At 43.5% G+C, this 18,759-nt stretch carries 16 protein-coding genes; 13 read left to right on the top strand and 3 right to left on the bottom strand.

Translation table 11 applies throughout. The annotated features are described in order from the left end of the window. Positions 1-4 precede the first annotated feature (4 nt). On the bottom strand, positions 5-565 hold the full coding sequence (locus tag DYADSP32_RS11400; RefSeq protein WP_149242613.1) for a DinB family protein: 561 nt from the start codon (positions 563-565) through the stop codon (positions 5-7). A gap of 346 nt (positions 566-911) precedes the next feature. On the opposite strand from DYADSP32_RS11400, the gene DYADSP32_RS11395 reads away from it, so the two are divergent. Both DYADSP32_RS11395 and DYADSP32_RS11390 read left to right on the top strand, forming a co-directional pair. After that, entirely contained in the window at positions 912-1,487 is a 576-nt protein-coding gene (locus DYADSP32_RS11395) for a DUF4136 domain-containing protein (RefSeq protein WP_414617696.1), read from the top strand. 40 nt (positions 1,488-1,527) lie between these two features. Next, complete coding sequence (locus tag DYADSP32_RS11390) at positions 1,528-2,184, top strand: hypothetical protein (RefSeq protein WP_149242615.1); 657 nt, start codon at positions 1,528-1,530, stop codon at positions 2,182-2,184. A 19-nt stretch (positions 2,185-2,203) separates the two neighbouring features. Here the strand turns inward: DYADSP32_RS11390 and pheA are convergent, their stop codons facing one another. Together pheA and DYADSP32_RS11380 are read right to left on the bottom strand one after the other, a co-directional pair. Continuing rightward, positions 2,204-3,277, bottom strand: coding sequence for a prephenate dehydratase (gene pheA / locus DYADSP32_RS11385; protein ID WP_149242616.1), 1,074 nt, complete (start codon positions 3,275-3,277; stop codon positions 2,204-2,206). A 40-nt stretch (positions 3,278-3,317) separates the two neighbouring features. Further along, complete coding sequence (locus tag DYADSP32_RS11380) at positions 3,318-5,195, bottom strand: DNA topoisomerase IV subunit B (RefSeq protein WP_414617695.1); 1,878 nt, start codon at positions 5,193-5,195, stop codon at positions 3,318-3,320. A gap of 269 nt (positions 5,196-5,464) precedes the next feature. On the opposite strand from DYADSP32_RS11380, the gene DYADSP32_RS11375 reads away from it, so the two are divergent. The 11 genes from DYADSP32_RS11375 to DYADSP32_RS11325 all read left to right on the top strand — a co-directional run bounded on the left by DYADSP32_RS11375 (position 5,465) and on the right by DYADSP32_RS11325 (position 18,754). Next, the gene (locus DYADSP32_RS11375) at positions 5,465-7,951 is read left to right on the top strand and encodes an SLBB domain-containing protein (protein ID WP_149242617.1); all 2,487 of its coding nucleotides are present in this window, start codon (positions 5,465-5,467) and stop codon (positions 7,949-7,951) included. A gap of 6 nt (positions 7,952-7,957) precedes the next feature. Then, a complete protein-coding gene (locus DYADSP32_RS11370) occupies positions 7,958-9,031 on the top strand; it encodes a hypothetical protein (RefSeq protein ID WP_149242618.1) in 1,074 nt (357 codons plus the stop codon). Continuing rightward, on the top strand, positions 9,031-9,864 hold the full coding sequence (locus DYADSP32_RS11365) for an ABC transporter permease (protein ID WP_149242619.1): 834 nt from the start codon (positions 9,031-9,033) through the stop codon (positions 9,862-9,864). Before DYADSP32_RS11370 ends, DYADSP32_RS11365 begins: the two co-directional genes overlap by 1 nt. A 17-nt stretch (positions 9,865-9,881) precedes the next feature. Continuing rightward, on the top strand, positions 9,882-11,141 hold the full coding sequence (locus DYADSP32_RS11360; RefSeq protein ID WP_149242620.1) for an ABC transporter ATP-binding protein: 1,260 nt from the start codon (positions 9,882-9,884) through the stop codon (positions 11,139-11,141). Continuing rightward, entirely contained in the window at positions 11,134-12,216 is a 1,083-nt protein-coding gene (locus DYADSP32_RS11355; protein ID WP_149242621.1) for a DegT/DnrJ/EryC1/StrS family aminotransferase, read from the top strand. The genes DYADSP32_RS11360 and DYADSP32_RS11355 overlap by 8 nt, the downstream gene beginning before the upstream one ends. A 4-nt stretch (positions 12,217-12,220) precedes the next feature. Further along, positions 12,221-14,269: a glycosyltransferase family 39 protein gene (locus tag DYADSP32_RS11350; protein WP_149242622.1), complete on the top strand. Its 2,049-nt coding sequence runs from the start codon at positions 12,221-12,223 to the stop codon at positions 14,267-14,269. A gap of 94 nt (positions 14,270-14,363) precedes the next feature. After that, positions 14,364-15,062, top strand: a complete 699-nt coding sequence (locus DYADSP32_RS11345; protein WP_149244884.1) for a WbqC family protein — start codon at positions 14,364-14,366, stop codon at positions 15,060-15,062. Between the two features lies 1 nt (position 15,063). After that, positions 15,064-15,723 carry an acetyltransferase gene (locus DYADSP32_RS11340; RefSeq protein ID WP_149242623.1) on the top strand — a complete coding sequence of 220 codons (660 nt, stop codon included), beginning with the start codon at positions 15,064-15,066 and terminating at the stop codon, positions 15,721-15,723. Positions 15,724-15,786: 63 nt separating this feature from the next. Then, the gene (locus tag DYADSP32_RS11335; RefSeq protein ID WP_149242624.1) at positions 15,787-17,007 is read left to right on the top strand and encodes a glycosyltransferase family 4 protein; all 1,221 of its coding nucleotides are present in this window, start codon (positions 15,787-15,789) and stop codon (positions 17,005-17,007) included. Then, positions 17,004-17,987: a glycosyl transferase gene (locus tag DYADSP32_RS11330; RefSeq protein WP_149242625.1), complete on the top strand. Its 984-nt coding sequence runs from the start codon at positions 17,004-17,006 to the stop codon at positions 17,985-17,987. Before DYADSP32_RS11335 ends, DYADSP32_RS11330 begins: the two co-directional genes overlap by 4 nt. A gap of 20 nt (positions 17,988-18,007) precedes the next feature. Next, positions 18,008-18,754 (top strand): DUF5672 family protein, encoded by a 747-nt coding sequence (locus tag DYADSP32_RS11325; RefSeq protein WP_149242626.1) that lies wholly within the window; start codon positions 18,008-18,010, stop codon positions 18,752-18,754. Positions 18,755-18,759 lie beyond the last annotated feature (5 nt).

Raw genomic sequence — 18,759 nt, 5'->3', positions numbered from 1 at the left:
ACGATTAATAATAGTCGCTGTCATTACCTCCAAGTGCATTGCCGTCGTCAAAGGCTCCGAAGTCGTCTTCTTCAATCTGCTTGCTTTTTAATGCTTTCTTGATTAATCCTATTTGACCGGCATGGTAAATATCATGCTGGATAATTCCATGGATCAGCGTGTAATAGGAATAGTCCCGCCCCGGAACAAAATCTTCCAAAAAGCTGTCATTCTCTAACTTCTCCAATTCGGATACGAGCTCTTCCTGAGACAGGCTGAGTTCCATTTGCAGGGCCTCCCATTCAAATTCATCAACCACCGGGATTTTTTTCCAGTCTTTGTCCAATGCCTTCACATCAAACTCGGCATCCCCCTGAAGTTTTCTAACGGTGAAAATCCGCCAGGTCGTCATATGATATACAATTTCGGCAATGGAGTGGGTATTGCTGCTGAGGCGAAGTTCTGCCAGCTTAGGCGTGACATCACGCAGTGCTTCCACGACCGATGGTCCGTACCAGGCCTCCTCACTTTCGTAGGTATCGTTTAAAACGTCTATTATCCTTAATAGCTCTTCTTTGGTTTCCATGTTTTATCTTCTTAATAAAGGGCGCAAATCTACAATCTTTGTATTAAAGTATGGCGTTAGGGGCTTCTCCTTATGCATAATTACTTTTTGGAGAGACCCGTGTACCCCTTGTTTTGATTTAAAATTCACCGAAAATACCTTTGCTCACCGCAGCTTCCAACCTTTTTATCTTTCGGCTTGTCAGAAATAAGTAACGTGGAATGAATTTTGAGAAGCAGAAAAACAATCTCCGTGCCAGGATGAAATGTTTGAAGTGAATTAAAATGATTCAATTTTAAATTTCGTTATAATCATATCCAGAAATATTCAGATGAATAATATGTTGAAAAAAACTTGTTTATGGGTTGTGTGCTTATCAGCTACCCTCTTTTCCTGCAGCAAAGACCCGCTGTCGGGGCTTTCAGATTCTGATTCACAGATCTTTGTTACCAATCACGATAATCAGGCCAATTTTAAGTTGTACAAGACTTTCAGTGTTGTGGACTCGGTGCAGGTAGTCGAAGACAATTATTCGGGAACTGGTCTTACCAGCCTTGATCGGGCTATGCTGATCCGAATTATTGACAATATGGAAAAGTTGGGATACAAATACGTGCTGGCATCGGCCAAACCTGATGTGGGCATTAACCTTGCCAGAATAACCAACACTTCCTTAAATGTGGTTTCCCAGCCCATATCTCCGTATTGGGGTTATGGAGGAGGCTATGGATATGGCTATCCCAACTACTACACGTATTACCAAACCAGCGAGAGCTACTGGTCCATGTCGATGATCGATTTGAAAAATCCTGATACGGTTAATAACAAGATCAAAGTGATATGGAATGCGCAGATCAGAGGAAGCGGTTTGGGGAATGATTCATTTGTTAGCCAAATGGTTGACTCGGTTTTCGGGCAGTCATCTTATCTTAAAAATAATTGAATGGGCCGAAAAGTCCTTCAAAACTAAAACAACCTTTCTGATGAAAAAAATAAGTATGCTGGCGTTTTTGCTGATCACCTCCTATGTGGGGTTTGCTCAGGATGCGCCTAAGTTATATACACTACCATCCCCGTTTGAGCGTTACTCGCATTACCTTGCTACCGTACGACTTACCGGTGCAGTGCCGTTGTCTTCCTTTTCGGATGCTTACATTGATAAAACGTCTTTTGAAAATTACTCCATCTCCATGGAATGGATCATGCGCGGACCGGTGTCGGTTGGTGGTGAAGTAGGTTATTCCTATTTTCAAAAACGACTTCCGAGGGATGTTTATGAAAATGGTGAGGAGACAATCTCCGCTGTCCAGACGCGAACATTAACACAGTACCCGATCCAGTTTTTTGCCAATTATCATTTTCTGCCTAAAAACGCAACCATTCAGCCCTACGTTCATGTGAGTGGAGGAGTGAGTATTCTTGACTACACCGTGTATTACGGTATCTTTTCCGATCCGGTTCAAAAAATCAGTCCCACCTATGGGGTAGGACTGGGGTCGAAATTTTTGTTTAAGCGGGATGGATCCTTTGGGGCTGATGTGAGGGTCAAATATGCAGGCACATCATTCAAAAATGGCTATATCGATAAGGGAGTCGCCTCTCTGAATACGTCCGTTGGCTTATTTTACAGATGGTGGTAAGAGGTTAATGTGTGGTTAGCTACGATATCCGCACGTAGCTTCCCACCCATTTGAGATGCGAACCATATTTTTCCATGATCTGATGAACGCCTTCATCCTCTATGTGACCTAAAAATTCAACCAAAAACCAGTATCTGAACGCAGATTCTCCACGAAGTGGTCGGCTCTCAACTTTGGTAAGGTTGATACCCCGGTCATTAAATTCCTTCAGAAATTCGTAAAGAACTCCCGGACGATTGGTGTTTGGTAAATTAGCGATTATGGTCGTTTTGTCTGCCCCACTCTTAGCATTAACCACGTCTTTTGATAGTATCAAAAATCGGGTTTTGTTCTGATCACTATCTTCAATGTTGTCAAACAGGATAGGAACACCGAAAAGTCTTGCGGAAATAGAAGAGCCGATTGCGGCAGAGTCTACTTCCTGAGAAGCGAGTTTGGCTGCTTTTGAAGTAGATTCCACTGGCACGAGTTCAATATCAAGGCCGTCGAGATACTCCGTAATGAATTTGCCACATTGCCGGAAGGCAATATCTTTGGAATAAATCCGCTTGATTTCTTTCAGAGAGTCGGACTGCGATGAGAATGTGAAATGAATAGGCAGCAACACTTCTGCTACGATGGTCAGGTTTTTTTCGCGCAGATAATCGGCCGTTTCCACAACGATCCCCTGCTGGTTATTTTCAATGGGCACAACGCCAAACCGTGCACGACCCGTCTCCACACTTTCAAATACCGAATGAATGGTGGGCAATACAAGGTATTCGCTCATGGCACCAAATCGCCCCTCAGCAGCCTGATGGGTGAAACTACCTTCCGGTCCCAGGTAGGCAATCCGTTCTGGTAATTCCAGGTTTCTCGAAACGGCAAAAATCTCAAAGAAGATGGCATCTATTGCGTTTCTGGTCAGCAATCCGTTATTTGATTTATGCAACCGGTCTAATATTGCCTTTTCTCTCTCGGGTCGGTATATAATTGTCTTAGAGGCTCTTTTAACTTCACCTATATTTTTAACCAGCTCCATCCGCTCATTAAGGAGCGTCAGCATCTGGTCGTCCAGTTTATCAATCCTGTTTCTTAAATCGTTTAATTCCACAAAATTCAGGTTATTTGATTGGAAATTTTTGCTGATCTGTTCACACGGCCAGCGCAAGTTCTTCTATATTTTTTTCAACTTTCAGATTATCAATAATGAATCGCTGACGTTCGGGAGTATTTTTTCCCATAAAGTAGGTCAACAGCTTCTGGATGGAGGTTTCGTGCTGAAGGAAGATCGGTTCCAGGTGCATGTCTTCTCCTATAAACTTGCCAAATTCATCGGGAGAGATTTCGCCCAAACCTTTAAATCGTGTAATTTCCGGTTTGCCACCCAGTTTTGAAATGGCTTCCTTTTTCTCTTCGTCATTGTAGCAATAAAAGGTCTCCTTCTTATTTCTTACCCGGAACAGTGGTGTTTCCAGAACATACAAGTGTCCATTTCGAACCAGATCAGGGAAAAACTGAAGGAAGAAGGTCATCAGAAGAAGCCGGATGTGCATACCATCCACATCGGCATCGGTGGCAATCACGATTTTGTAAAAACGTAGATTTTCTACACCGTTCTCGATATCCAGTGCATGCTGAAGCAGATTAAACTCTTCATTCTCGTACACGATCTTTTTGTTGAGGCCAAAACAGTTCAAAGGCTTTCCCCGTAAACTAAAAACTGCCTGCGTCTGAATATTTCTGGATTTGGTTATGGAACCACTGGCAGAATCACCCTCAGTAATAAAGAGCGTGCTTTCGTAACGAAGCTCATTTTTTAGATCGGTCAGGTGGAGCCGGCAGTCTCTCAGTTTCTTGTTGTGTAAATTGGCCTTTTTTGCACGGTCATTGGCCAGTTTTTTGATGCCGGCCAGTTCCTTACGTTCTCTTTCCGACTGCTCAATGCGTTTTTTTAATGCATCCCTGGATTCGGGGTTCATGTGCAGAAAGTTGTCGAGCTTCTCTTTAATGAAGTCGTTTACAAAAGTTCTCACAGTTGTACTATTGGGATCGGGCGTGATGGTGTTGGAACCCAGCTTGGTTTTGGTTTGTGATTCAAAAACCGGCTCCTGAACCCGGATGGCAACCGCCGCGATGATGGAGGAGCGAATATCTTCGGGTGCATAATCCTTGCCAAAATGTTCACGAACAGCCCTCACAATGGCTTCCCGGAAAGCGGTAAGGTGTGTGCCTCCCTGCGTAGTATACTGTCCGTTTACAAAAGAATAGTACTCCTCACCGTATTGATTACAGTGCGTCATGGCAATCTCGATGTCTTCACCTTTGAGATGAATGATCGGATACCGTATGGTTTCCGCATCCGACTTGCTTTTTAGAAGATCAAGCAAGCCATTGTGGGATATAAACTTCTGGCCGTTGAAATTTATGGTCAGACCGGCATTCAGATAGCAGTAGTTCCAGATCATATTGTCCAGATACTGCGGGATGTATCTGAAATTTTTGAAGATCATCCCATCAGGCTCGAAAGCCATATGTGTACCATTGCGTTGATTGGTCGGCTCTTCGGGGGATTCCGATACCAGAAATCCCTGTTGAAATTCGGCCGTTTTGGCTCTTCCTTCCCGAAAGGACTGAACTTTGAAATAATTGGAGAGGGCATTCACCGCTTTTGTTCCGACCCCATTCAGCCCCACGGATTTCTGAAATGCGCCTGAGTCGTATTTACCGCCTGTGTTGATTTTGGATACACAGTCCACCACTTTTCCAAGGGGAATTCCACGACCATAATCTCTTACCTCAACCCTATGTTCCGAAATTCGTATTTCTATCACTTTTCCATTTCCCATCATGTGCTCGTCGATGGAATTATCTACGATTTCTTTTACCAGAACATATATTCCGTCGTCTATTGAAGAGCCATCTCCAAGCTTACCTATATACATACCAGGCCGTAATCTGATATGCTCCTTCCAGTCAAGTGACTTTATACTATCCTCATCGTATTGTACAGCGGGCGCATTTTCCATCATATTTGAATACTATAATTTTATCTGTTTGTATTATTCAGCTTGGTTTTTAATATTTCATAGCATTAAACGTTACCTTTAAAATCACATCAATTAAATATAACAGATGACCGATTACTAGAAATTCTTTAAAAATAGGAAAAATCTAATTTACTTTGTCTAAATATTCAAAGTCTAAGTTCTCAGTGCACACACTAAAAACACACTAAAACGACGGGTATCTAGTACCTTTGATGGCATTCACCGGATTTTTTAGTACAATAATACTACATATGAACCATAACAAGTCTTCCAAATATTATCACTACCTCTTATCTTTTCTTTTTTCAACAATTGTTTGGTTCCCATCGTTTGCTCAGGTTGTAGCGCCCCCAACGGGTGGAGTTCCTTCTTCCGGCGCTCCGAGTCCGGGTGCCCAGCCGGCAGGAAATAGTCAGGGCGCTCCCCGAGGGAATACGCCTGGAAATACGGGAAACGCGAACCAACCTACGAATCAGCAGATTCAGGACGCAGCGAACAGTGCCGATAAGGGTAAGGCGCCAACCACCGATGCGCAGGGACAGGAAGGAAACCAGTCTAAAAACAACACGGAGACCACAGGCGTTCTCAGCCCCGAACAACAGGAGAAAAATGCATTGCTTAACAGAATTTATGGTTCCTCCATTTTTTCGAACAAGACTTTTGACCCTACACCCAACCTGCAGATTGCTACCCCTTTCAATTACGTGGTGGGGCCAGGTGATGAGCTGAATATTTTTCTGTACAATTATGCAGAAGTGAACTGGACAAGGATAGTGACCAAAGATGGTTTTATCACTTTACCCAGTGCCGGTAATATCGCGGTGGCAGGAAGAACCATAGAAGAGGTGAGAAAAATATTAATTGACAGGTTGTCAAAATTTCAGCCGGGCCTTTTAGGCTCTGGCGGGTCCACTGCCCCAACCAAATTAATGGTCACACTGGGAACTGTACGGGATGTTAAGGTTTTTGTTACGGGGGAGGTTATTAATCCGGCAGCTTATACGGTTCCGTCACTGGCTACTGCGTTTAACGTGCTTTATCAGGCAGGCGGCCCGAATGAGATCGGTACATTCAGGGACATCAGGGTCGTAAGGCAGGGGAAGGTTGTGGCTAACCTGGACATTTACGACTTTCTTACCAATGGAAAATTTGAAAACGACATTCGGGTTCAGGACAATGACAATGTCATTGTAGGTACTTATTTGAAAAGGGTTGAGGTAACCGGCCAGGTTAAAAGGCCTGGGATATACGAATTGACCGCTGATGAAAAGCTCGGCGATCTGATCAGATACGCCGGGGGATTCAACGATCGCGCTTATCGTGCAAGGGTAAAACTGCAGCGCATCACATCAAGCCAAAGAAAAATGTTTGATGTTCCTGAGGATTTGTTTTCTGCCTTCGTGATGTCGACCGGCGACTCTATTAATGTGGAGACGATTCTGGATCGTTTCGAAAATCAGGTAACCATTGAAGGTGCTGTGATGAGGCCCGGACCCTTTGCCCTGGAAACCAGTCCCAGTTTGAAGAAATTGATTGAGAACGCGCAAGGATTACGTGAAGATGCTTTCGTAGGTAGAATAAGTGTATTGAGAACCAATCCTGATCTGACGATAACGAGTATTCCGTTGAACCTGACAGATATTATGAACAATGTCGCGCCAGACCTTATATTAACCCGCCTGGATCAGGTTATAATTCCTTCAAAATTTGAAATGGCAGAACCTGCGTTTGTCGTCATCGAAGGGGAAGTAAATGGGGTTAAAGTGCTTGAAAATCAGGGTAAATTCCCCTACATGGCCGATATGACCATTGAAGATCTTTTGGTACAGGCAGGAGGATTTAAGGAGTCCGCATATAATTCTCAGGTAGAAGTCGTGAGGCGGAGAAGAGATGGCATCCCGGGTAAGGCCGATGCGGGAGTATCGGAGAGCCACTTTTTTAATATCAATCGGGATCTAAGTCTGAACAGCAAAGAGAGTGGGTTTGTACTAATGCCCTATGATCAGGTAATCGTGAGGAAAGCCCCTAATTATCAGGTACAGCAATCCGTGTTTGTTGAAGGGGAGGTATTAATTCCTGGAAAATGGGCGATAATCAACAAAAATGATAAGATCAGTGATATCATCAAGCGAGCAGGGGGTTTAACCGAACTGGGGTCGCCTGAGGATGCTACGCTGTTTCGTAGAACCGTTGTAAGGCCCATTGACGCGCCCGTTAACCGGGAAGATGTAGAAGCCGCAGAAGACAATGTAAAGGCAGGAGTAGTTGCAGGGGATTCACCCATTGTAAAGGAAGAGCGGGTAGGCATAGAACTTCATAAAATACTTAAGTCTCCGGGGTCATTTGAAGATTTGATTGTGCAGGAAGGAGATATTATCCGTGTTCCCAAGAGACTGGAAACTGTACAGGTGATCGGAGAGGTACTCTACCCAACAACTGTGAAGTATTCAAAAGGGATGAACTTCCCTGATTATATATCGCAATCAGGCGGGTTTACGACGAAGTCGTTAAGGAAAAGTTCTTACATCAAGTACCCGAACGGGTCCGTAGATCGTACCAGAAGGTTCATGGTGTTTAATATTTATCCGAAAGTGAAACCCGGCTCGGAGATATTTGTTCCCGTCCGGAATGCACCGGCAATTACACCGCAGCAGGCAATCGGCCAGGTATCCGGATTGCTGGGCTCTATTCTTTCGCTTGTAGGTCTGGTATTTGCACTGAGTGCTTTAAATAAATAAACGAATATGTCGAACACAACGACTCAGGTTCCTGATGATCAGCTGACCCCCAGGGATGTCATCATAAAGGTTATAGAGATAAAAGATGCCCTGATAAAAAACTGGAAGATACTGGTTTTGTTTTCGGTGCTAGGTGCTGGTATTGGTTTTGGTATGGATCAGTATCTGAGAACTGCCACGGAGTATGAAGCTACCATGGTGTTCAATCTGGGAACAAGCGGTGGAGGTAATTCCGGAATGGGGGATTTGGCAGGTCTGGTGGGTCTGGGAGGCAGTACGCCCGACGCAAATATTTTTGTAGGAGAGAATTTTTTCTACTTTGTTACCTCACGTCCTGTCATGGAACGTACATTGATGAAAGAACTCGAAATTAATGGTAAAAAGACCTTATTAGCGAATTTCTTTATTGACTCATCAGGTATCAAACAGAAGGAATGGGAAGAGCGGGAAGATTTGGCAAACTTTCATTTTGTAAAAAAGGACAGTGTCAAAATGAGCCTGAACGACAGGATTTTGCTTAACCAGGTTGTTGAAAAGGCGCAGAATGTTACCGGAATTAAAGAGTTGGGGAGCAAGTCTTCATTCATAACCCTGACGGCTACGACTGAAAATGCTAATCTTAGTGTGTTATGGTTGAATACTTTGCTTGAAACCGTGGAAGAGGTGTATACGGAAAACCAGACCAGGAAAACCAGGAAAACCCTGAGGCTTTTGGAAAGAAGGGCTGATTCCCTGGCAGCCATTCTGAGCAATACCGAGACCAGGCTTGCAAGGGCATTGTATAACAGTAGCATGATTATTGATCCGGTCGCCAAAGTCCCTGCTAATAAGCTGGAAAGAAGCACGTCATTTATTCAGGGACTATACACCGAAGCGGTGGCAAGTGCAGAGCGAATGCGCGTTTCGTTGGTGAAGGAAGCTCCGCTTTTTACAATTATTGAAGATGTTAAGCTTCCGCTTGACGCTAAAAAGAATGACCAGAAGAGATTGAAAATAGGCGTATTGTCCGGTTTTCTGCTTGCTTTGGTTGTGATTTATTTCAAAAGCGTATTCAATTCTATTTCTGAGAATAAGGCGTAATCCATATGCAACATACCATTACAATTAAGGCTGGAGGTTCCGAGAAGGACTATTGGAAGGATCTGTGGCTCAACAGGCAATTGCTTTGGATACTTTCGAAAAGAGATATCTCGGTTCGTTACAAACAGACGATACTGGGCGTGGCCTGGAGTGTGCTCAGGCCGCTCATGACGATGATGGTGATGGTATTTGTGTTTAGCTTTTTGGCTAAAATGAAAGGAGATCCCGGGATTCCCTACCCATTGATGGTGTTGAGCGGGTTAACGATCTGGACTTTTTTCTCCAATACTTTCCAGCAAATAAGCAATAGTATTGTCATCAATTCCAACCTAGTGTCCAAGGTTTACTTTCCCCGGTTGCTCATGCCGTTGAGCTCGATCGCGGTTGGTTTCGTTGATTTTCTGCTCACATTCTGCATTTTTCTGGCCCTGATGGTTTACTATCAATATCCAGTCAGTGTTAATTTGATTTTTCTCCCGTTTTTCCTGGTACTTACCTTTGTGACCTCATTAGGGTTTGGGTTGTTCTTCGCGGTGTTAAATGTTCGTTTTCGAGATATTGGTCAGCTTATTCCTTTCATGATACAGGTGGGTACATGGGCTTGCCCGGTTTCGTATAGCAGCAGCCTGGCGAAGGGCACCTGGTTTGAACGTTATTACAACATGAACCCGCTGGTCGGGATCATCGATGGGTTTAAATGGTGCCTGCTGGGAGACCGGTCACATTTTAATCCCCAAACACTTTCATACACAGTCACCATTTCATTTCTGGTGTTGGTTTTTTCTCTTATATATTTTAGAAAAAAGGAAAATACTTTCGTAGATCATATCTGAAATAGCTAAATTTGAGCATGTCAGTAATTGTAGCTGAAAACATCAGCAAAAAATATGTCATCGACCATCAACGTAAGAATGGTCCTTCGAGCCTGAGAGACATTGTCGCCGACAAGGTGGGCAAGTTGTTTTCGGGTAAGAAGGATGATGCGAGTTTTGCAGAGAAGGAGGATTTTTGGGCTCTTAAAGATGTTAATTTTAGGATTGATCAGGGAGACCGAATTGGAATTGTCGGGCACAACGGAGCTGGCAAATCTACACTTCTAAAGATACTTAGCCGTATTACGGAACCAACCACAGGTCAAATCAAAATACAAGGCCGCATTGCCAGTTTACTTGAAGTAGGCACAGGTTTTCACCCTGAGCTGACAGGTCGCGAAAATATCTATCTCAATGGAGCAATTCTCGGAATGGCGAAAAGAGAAATCCGTGAGTCATTCGACGCCATCGTGGATTTTGCGGGTGTGGAGAAATTTCTGGACACTCCTGTCAAACGATATTCATCAGGCATGTATGTAAGGCTTGGGTTCGCCATTGCTGCCCACCTGAACCCGGAGATCCTTATTGTGGATGAGGTACTGGCCGTGGGCGATACCGAATTTCAGAAAAAGTGTCTGGGTAAAATGCGGGATGTATCTGAAAGCGGGAGGACACTGATCTTCGTTAGTCACAATCTTACCGCAATTCAGGCACTTTGTAATAAGTCTTTTTATTTCGAAAAGGGATTGTTGATAGATCAGGGAGATACGACACATATTGTCACCAATTACCTCAGTAAGGTTTCCCATAAAGTGCTTGAAAAGCACTGGGATGACATTGAGAAGGCTCCCGGAAATGATCAGGTTCGGATTAAGAGTTTCAAGCTTTTTCCTGAATACGTGGATAATCTTTCGCATATTGACGTACGCACGCCCATCAATTTTCAGTTCCAGTTTTGGAACCTGGAAGAGGGTGCGAACCTCAATTTAAGTATGCACCTTTATACCTTCACTGGTGAATGTATTTTTAATGTCGGCACACCATCGGAACAATTGGCAAAAGGGCTGGTAACAGGAACTTGTGAGATTCCTGGACATTTTTTGAACGATGGCTCCTATGTGGTTTCCATGATGATCGTAAAGGATACCAGCACAATAGTTTACAACATGGAAGAGGCTCTTGTTTTTGATATTGAGGATTATCGTGAAAATGTTACCTGGTACGGTAAATGGCCCGGATACATTCGTCCTCAACTTAATTTTTCTATCCGTCAAACAGAGCACATAGTGAATGATTAACGTCACCAAAACATTCTTACCAGATCAGGAGCGCTATATAGAATATGTAAAGGGTATTTGGGAGAGAGGCTACCTTACCAATAACGGTCCGCTTTTACAGGAACTGGAGCAGCAGCTAAAGGAATACCTTCATGTTGACCACCTATACTTTTGCACCAATGGCACCATAGTTCTACAGATTGCAATCAAGGCTCTGGGTATAACGGGAGAGGTCATTACGACCCCTTTTTCCTACTGTGCTACCTCCAATGCAATTATCTGGGAAAACTGTATACCCGTTTTTGTGGACATAGACAGGACCACTTTTAATATAGATGCCGATCTTATTGAAGCAGCCATTACGCCTGCTACTACCGCCATATTGGCTACGCATGTTTATGGAAATCCGTGTGATGTAGAGAAAATCGAAGCTGTGGCCAGGAAGCACGGTCTTAAAGTGATTTACGATGCGGCTCATGCATTTGGGGTTCTGTACAAAGGCCGCTCATTGCTTTCTTATGGTGATGTAAGTACATGCAGTTTCCATTCCACCAAAGTATTTCATACGATTGAAGGAGGGGCATTGATTTCCAATCACCCTGAGTTGGACAAAGAGTTTCATCTGCTGCGCGCATTCGGGCATCAGGGAGATGAAAACTATTTCTATGCAGGGATCAACGGAAAAAATTCGGAGTTTCACGCCGCGATGGGCCTCTGTAACTTACCCCATGTGAAGGACATTATCTCAGCCCGGAAAACGGTTTTCGACTTGTACGACAGCCTGTTGAACTGGAATGTGCTCAGTGCCCCAGCACGTCCGGATGATCTGGAATACAATTACGCCTACTACCCGGTTGTATTTCCTTCGGAGGAAATCATGAAGACCGTGATGGAAGCACTTCGTGCCGAAGATATCATTCCCAGAAGATACTTTTATCCTTCATTGAATACATTGAAGTTTATGCCAAAACAGTTTCCATGTCCTGTTTCGGAGGATATTGCTACCCGTGTTTTGAGTTTACCTTTGTATGTGGGTCTTCCTGAAGATGATGTGAGGAGAATTTCGGGAATTATTAACAATTACTTACCAGCATAGTCTCATGGCTATTCTTTACTGGCTATCATTTCTTTTATTTATCGCCTGTATTGGATATGTCTCCAAAAGGCTTTCCAAGCCCTCGCTTACCGAATGGCTCATCAACTCCTTTGTGCTGTTTATTGGTTCTGTGATTCCGGTTGGCTTTATACTTTCGGCGATTGATCAGACTGCGAATACTTTCAGCTGGATAGTCGGAAATTATGTTGCGATCGGCCTGCAGTACCTGTTTTGGTCCTTTATTTTACCCGTACAAGAGGTATTTTCTATTCGCTCGGTTATTCGTAACCGATGGAGTACTTTCTGCTTGTGGAGTAAGGAGCTGTCATTATACCTTCGGTTTATTTTTACGATACTTTTCGGTACGCTTCTTATCGTGAGTGTTGCCAATCTCGCACTCGTGCTTTTTACAGCACCGAATGAATGGGACAGCATGACAGGCCATTTGAACCGGGTGATCCGCTATATTCAAAATGGCACCATGGCTCATTTCGGTGGTGCAAACTGGAACATGGATACCTATCCGAAAAGCCCGACTACCATTCAGATCTATTCCTACCTCATCAGCGGCAAGATAGAAAATGCAATGAAGTTGCTTCATTATCTTTCATACTGGATTACGGTGGTTGCTGTTTTTGGCATGGCGCAGCGGATTGGCAGAAATCTGTCTGCAAGCGTATTCTGTGCAATATGTTACAGTTTATTTCTGGATTTTCTTGTTCAGGCAATATCCACCGAAACGGATATCGTTTTGACTGCTTATCTGAGCTGTTTAATGTATTATCTGTTTACGTATTTTAACACCCGGGAAAACAAGTACCTGTATCTTGCCGGGCTTACTTTCGGTATTGCGCTTGGGCATAAGATCACATTTGTCTTTTTGCTGCCCTCTTTATTTGTAATCATGATTTACACGGTATTTGCTGCCCCTAATACCCGTGTTTTTTTAGACCGTTTTTGGCGTCTGGCTGTTTCAATTGTAATGTCGGTGATGGTGTATGCACTTCCCTCCGGCTACATAAGGAACATTCAGGTATTTGGTCATCCGATTGGTCCACCCACTGCTTTGAAGCACCAGTCCATCGAAAGGGCCGGCTCTCTGCGGAACCTGTTTGAACAAGGCAGCAGAAATGTGGTACGCTATTCTTATGACTTTTTTAATCTGGATGGGATCCGCAATGCACAGTGGGGATTTGATCTGAATCAGACAATTCGTAAACCAATTATCGTTCTGGAAGATAAACTAGGCATGAGACTGGACGAAGAGCAGGATTTTACGATCGTTCCTTTCCGATTCAACAGAGGTTTCGATTATTACAATGCCATTCCTTACTGGGGTGTTTTGGGTTTTGCCCTCATATTGCCCATCATTCTGCTTGTATTTTTCAGGGTGCTGCGTTCCAGGGTTCACTGGTTTCTTGCACTGGCGTTTATACTGCATTTTCTGGCGATATCGTACACCGCCGCTTATGATCCTTTCAAGGGCCGTTATTTTATCGGAACGGGCCTTTTTGGCGTTCTGTTTCTGTTGTTGTTATTTTCACATCACCGGCTTACCATTTTAAAACCCAGAAGAAGCATCTGGCGTGGCTATATTGCCATTGTGGTCATGACGGCTTGTGTATCCGCAGTGATGGCGGTGTTTCTGAATATGCGGGCATTGCCGTTTCCTGCTTATGGTATGAAGTCGGCCTTTAATGCGGATCGGATTGCATTTCAGACATTTGCACGGCCGGACGTTACCAGGGCATATCAGCGATTCGACTCCCTGGTGCCGCGTAGCGCCACCGTTGCTTTGGGTACAGTTAACAGCGATTTTGAATATCCGCTGTATGGACCGGACCTGACCCGCCGTTTGATTTCTATTAATCCATTTGAAAAAGGTTTGCAGCCCATTCCCAAGGATGCCGATTATTTGTTTTATGCCAAAAGTGTTATCAATGACACGAGTAGAATCAAGGCGCTCCCAACGGACATCCGGCTTGGAAGTGACACCACGATGACAGGGTTAGCCGAAAAGGGGGAGGATTATTATCTGCGTAAATTAAAATAGGAGGGCGCACTGTTGCTGAAAGAATTTCAGCTTTTGATCAGGCAATCCTGGTTTCTTCTCTTTTTTCACCAAATCAATAATGAGGGCCAAAAATATGACCATCGCTATCATGCAGCCTTATATATTCCCCTATATTGGATATTTTCAATTGATTAATGCTGTCGATAAATTTGTGATTTACGATGACGTTAATTTCATTAACAAGGGGTGGATCAATAGAAATCGTATACTGCTTTCCGGAAAAGATCACCTCTTAACCATCCCCTTAAAGAATGCGAGCCAGAACAAACTGATCTACGAGGTTGACTTGTTAAACACTGAACCGTGGCGTAAAAAATTGCTTAAAACGGTTCAGCAAGCCTATCAAAAGGCGCCGAATTATCAAACGGTTTTCCCAATAGTTGAAGAAATCGTACATTTCGAAACGGATACAATCAGTGGTCTCGTTGTAAATTGTATCAGAAGAATCTGTAATTATCTGCGGATTGATACGGAAATAGTAGATTCTTCGCGGGTGTATAAAAATTCAGACCTTAAAGCTCAGGAAAGAATACTGGACATCTGCAAACAGGAAAATGCCGGAAGGTACATCAATCCCATCGGGGGAATGGCACTTTACGATAAAGAGCGGTTTAGGGTGGAAGGTGTTGAACTATATTTTATTAAAAGTACAGCAGGTCCATATCCTCAGTTTAAAAATGCTTTCGTACCTTGGTTGTCGATTATTGACGTTTTGATGTTCAATAATCTTGAAAGTGTAAATTCATTGTTAAAAGAGTACGAACTGATCTAATATGGCTAAAGTTATCATTTTTGGCGTTCTGGATACGGCTGAATTGGCACACTACTATCTGCAGCATGACTCGGAACACGAAGTAGCCGGGTTTGCAGTAAACCGAGAATATTTGGCCGATGAGTCGTTCCATGGCTTACCCGTGGTCGCATTTGAAGACGTTGAAAAAATATTTTCCCCTGCGGAATATTCTTTTTTTGCCCCCATGACAGGTCGTAACATGAACCGGAACAGGGAGAAAATTTATAACGAGGCCAAAGCGAAGGGATATTCGTTCATTTCTTATATCAGTTCCAGGGCTACGATTTTTGACAAAAGTGTGGTCGGGGAAAATTGCTTTATTCTGGAGGACAACACCATCCAGCCATACACCACGATTGGGAATAATGTGGTGATCTGGAGTGGAAACCACATAGGTCATCACGGAAAAATTAAGGACCACGTATTTTTTACCTCCCATGTAGTGATGTCGGGTCATTGCGTCATAGAACCTTATTGTTTTTTTGGGGTAAATAGTACCATCAGAGATTACATGCACATTGAGCAGGGAACACTGGTAGGTATGGCATCGGCTGTAACGAAGGATACGGAAGAGTGGGGGATATACATTGGCAATCCGGCAAAAAAAGTACCGGGCAAAAAAAGTTTTGAAGCATATTGAGAGGACAATAAGATTGGAGTGTTTCCATTTCAGACTCCGGGCCTGAATGTTATTATTTTTGTAATGAAGTTAGAAAAGATACTATTTGTTTGTCATGATGCCAATCGGGCTGGTAGTCAGCTGCTGCTTCTGCAATTATTACGGCTCCTCAAAAAACGAAATTTTCCGATGCATCTCTTGCTTTGCAACGGAGGGGAACTCGAGGATGAGTTTGCTGAAGTGATTAGTATCACCAAACTTTACGGAGAAAATACGATTTTTAACAGGCCTTTGACAGGCAAAATTCTCAAAAAGGTAAACCTTTACAAGCTTTATGAACAGCATAATGTTCACAAAGAGCAGGAAAGAGTAGTAGCTGAACTTGAAGCGCAGCAAATCGGACTGGTATTTGTCAATTCCATTGCCAACGCCGGTGTTTACTACGATACGCTGCAATTTTTACATCATTTACCCATGGTTCTGTTTGTACATGAGCTCGGGATGTCTGTCAAAATCTACACACGGGAACTTCACCTGGATTACCTTCTCAAAAAGGCAAGCCACCTGATTGCCGTATCAAAGGCAGTAGCGGATCACTACATTACCCACTACGGATTTGCGGTGGATCATGTGAGCACTTTTACGCTTATAGATCATGATCTTATAGATCATCGGTTGCAAAACGTAGTAAAGGATCTTACAGAGCAGCAATTCGGAATTCCCAAAGATGCGGTAGTCATAGGTGGTTGTGGCAATGCGGAATGGAGAAAGGGAAATGATATTTTTAACTGGATCGCCAGGCGTGTCATTCAAAAAACCAACCCGCTTCCTGTATATTTTGTGTGGGTGGGCGCCGGGCCGCAGCATGACATTTACAAGTTGATAGAAGATGACATCCGATTGATGGGATTGGATAAGCGGATTATACTGGTTCAGCCAACGCCACAGGCCCTGGATTTTATAAGCAGATTTGATGTTTTGATGCTCAGTTCGAGAGAAGATCCCTATCCTTTGGTTGTTCTGGAAGCGGCATTGGCCGAAATTCCGGTGGTATGCTTCGAAGGAGCGGGGGGCGCACCTGAGCTCATTGAGGAAGATGCAGGCTTTGTAGTTCCTTATCTCGACATTTCGGCGGCTTCGGATGCGTTGATTCAGTTGGTATTGGATCCGGCATTACGCGAGCAAATGGGAAAAATAGGTAGACAAAAGGTTTTGGCGAGACATAATACCGAGAGAAGCGTCAATCAAATCGAGGCGGTTATTCAAAAGTATCTACCTTTGCAGGCAGAAAATTATAATCAATGACGATTGCCTATACCATTTGTTCTATAAATTATCTGGCTCAGGCCCGGACCTTGGGCGATTCGCTTAAATCAACAAACCCGGAAATTCTCTTTTTCATTGCACTCGTCGATAAATTGGAGGGAATTCAATTCGATTCGTCGTTTACAATGATGTATCCAATGATCGAAATCGATAAGATTGGTATTGACGACCTGGAAGAGATTGCGCTTCGCTACGATATTACCGAACTGAATACCGCGGTAAAGCCTTTTTGCTTTACTTACTTTTTTGAGAAATACCCGGATGCTGATCATGTGATCTACTTTGATCCGGACATCATTGTTTTCCAGCCTCTAACCGAGCTATTGACTTCTTTGAAGTCGCACAACGCGGTGCTCACCCCGCATATCAATACGCCGATAGAGGATCGGTTAACACCCAATGAGCTCCATCACCTCAATACCGGGGTCTATAATTTAGGATTTGTGGCTTTCCGGCGTAATGTGGCCAATATGCGTTTTATAAAGTGGTGGGAAGAAAAGTTGAGGTATGAATGCCTGATAGATCTTTGCAATGGCCTTTTTGTTGACCAGAATTGGATGAATTTTCTTCCTGTATTTGTGGAGAATGTGTGCGTGCAGAGAAATCCAGGTTACAATGCTGCTTATTGGAACCTGCACGAACGGCAATTTTCCAAACAGAACGAAACCTATTTCGTCAATGAGCACCACCCGCTGATTTTCTTTCATTTTAGCGGCTATGATCCTGCCAAACCCGACGTGCTTTCCAAATACCAGGACCGGTTCCTGCTTTCGGAGCGAGTTGATGCGATACCACTTTTTGAATTGTATCGTAATCAATTGGTGCTAAATGGAAATGCTTATTATAGGAAGTTCAGTTGTGCCTATATCAAGCCACCCAAAGTCAGACGCTACCAAAGGGTAAGGAAACTGTTGAAAAGACCAGCTCAATATTTTATCAAAAAATTACAAACGCTGTAACCACCAAATCGAATGATTAATTGAAAGAGCTCGTGTCAGTTGTAGTGCCTATTTTGAATCCGGTGCTTTCTACCATCGAAAGGAGAATCCTTGATCACTGTGAAGCGGCATTAGGGAAGTATTCGCTGATTTTTGTCGTGTCGGATCAGGCCGATGTTGCCGGGTTGAAGCAAGCATATGAACGTGCGGTTTTTGTTTCTTTTAGTGATAAATACTTTAAAACAAGAAGTACGTTGGCATCTCTTTTTTTGATGGAAGGCTTTTATGAACGATTTAGCTGGTGTGAATTTCTTTTGATCCACGAATTGAATAGCTGGATCGTGAAGGACGAGTTGCATTATTGGTGTAAACAGGGATACGATTTTTTAAGGGCTAATTCGGAAAGGGAACCTGGTTTTTTTGATTTTCTAGGTCGAATTCGTGGATTGAGTGATCAACAAATACAGATTATGGATACCGACTTTGCCGGTAACGGGTTGTTCCTTTGCCATATCGAACGATTTGTGAACACCTTGAAAAGGAAGAAAAGTGAAGCACATGCTTATCGTCATAATGCATTGCTCGTCCATAAGGATGCCCTTTTTTGGGAACTTGAACCAAACCGCTTTTGGCCGGGATTACGACGGCCCACCCGAATAGTTCAGAAGCGATTTTCTGTAAAATTATCCAGTCAGTTAAGGCCTGGAATGAATGAACGCGAAGCCTGGCCTTTTGGCTTGACAGGTATTAATGATCAAAATATCGAAGGTCTACCTCACTTTGCGTGAGAATG

Source organism: Dyadobacter sp. 32 (assembly GCF_902506755.1).
Classification (GTDB): domain Bacteria; phylum Bacteroidota; class Bacteroidia; order Cytophagales; family Spirosomataceae; genus Dyadobacter.
This window is presented reverse-complemented; position numbering and strand designations above follow the sequence as displayed.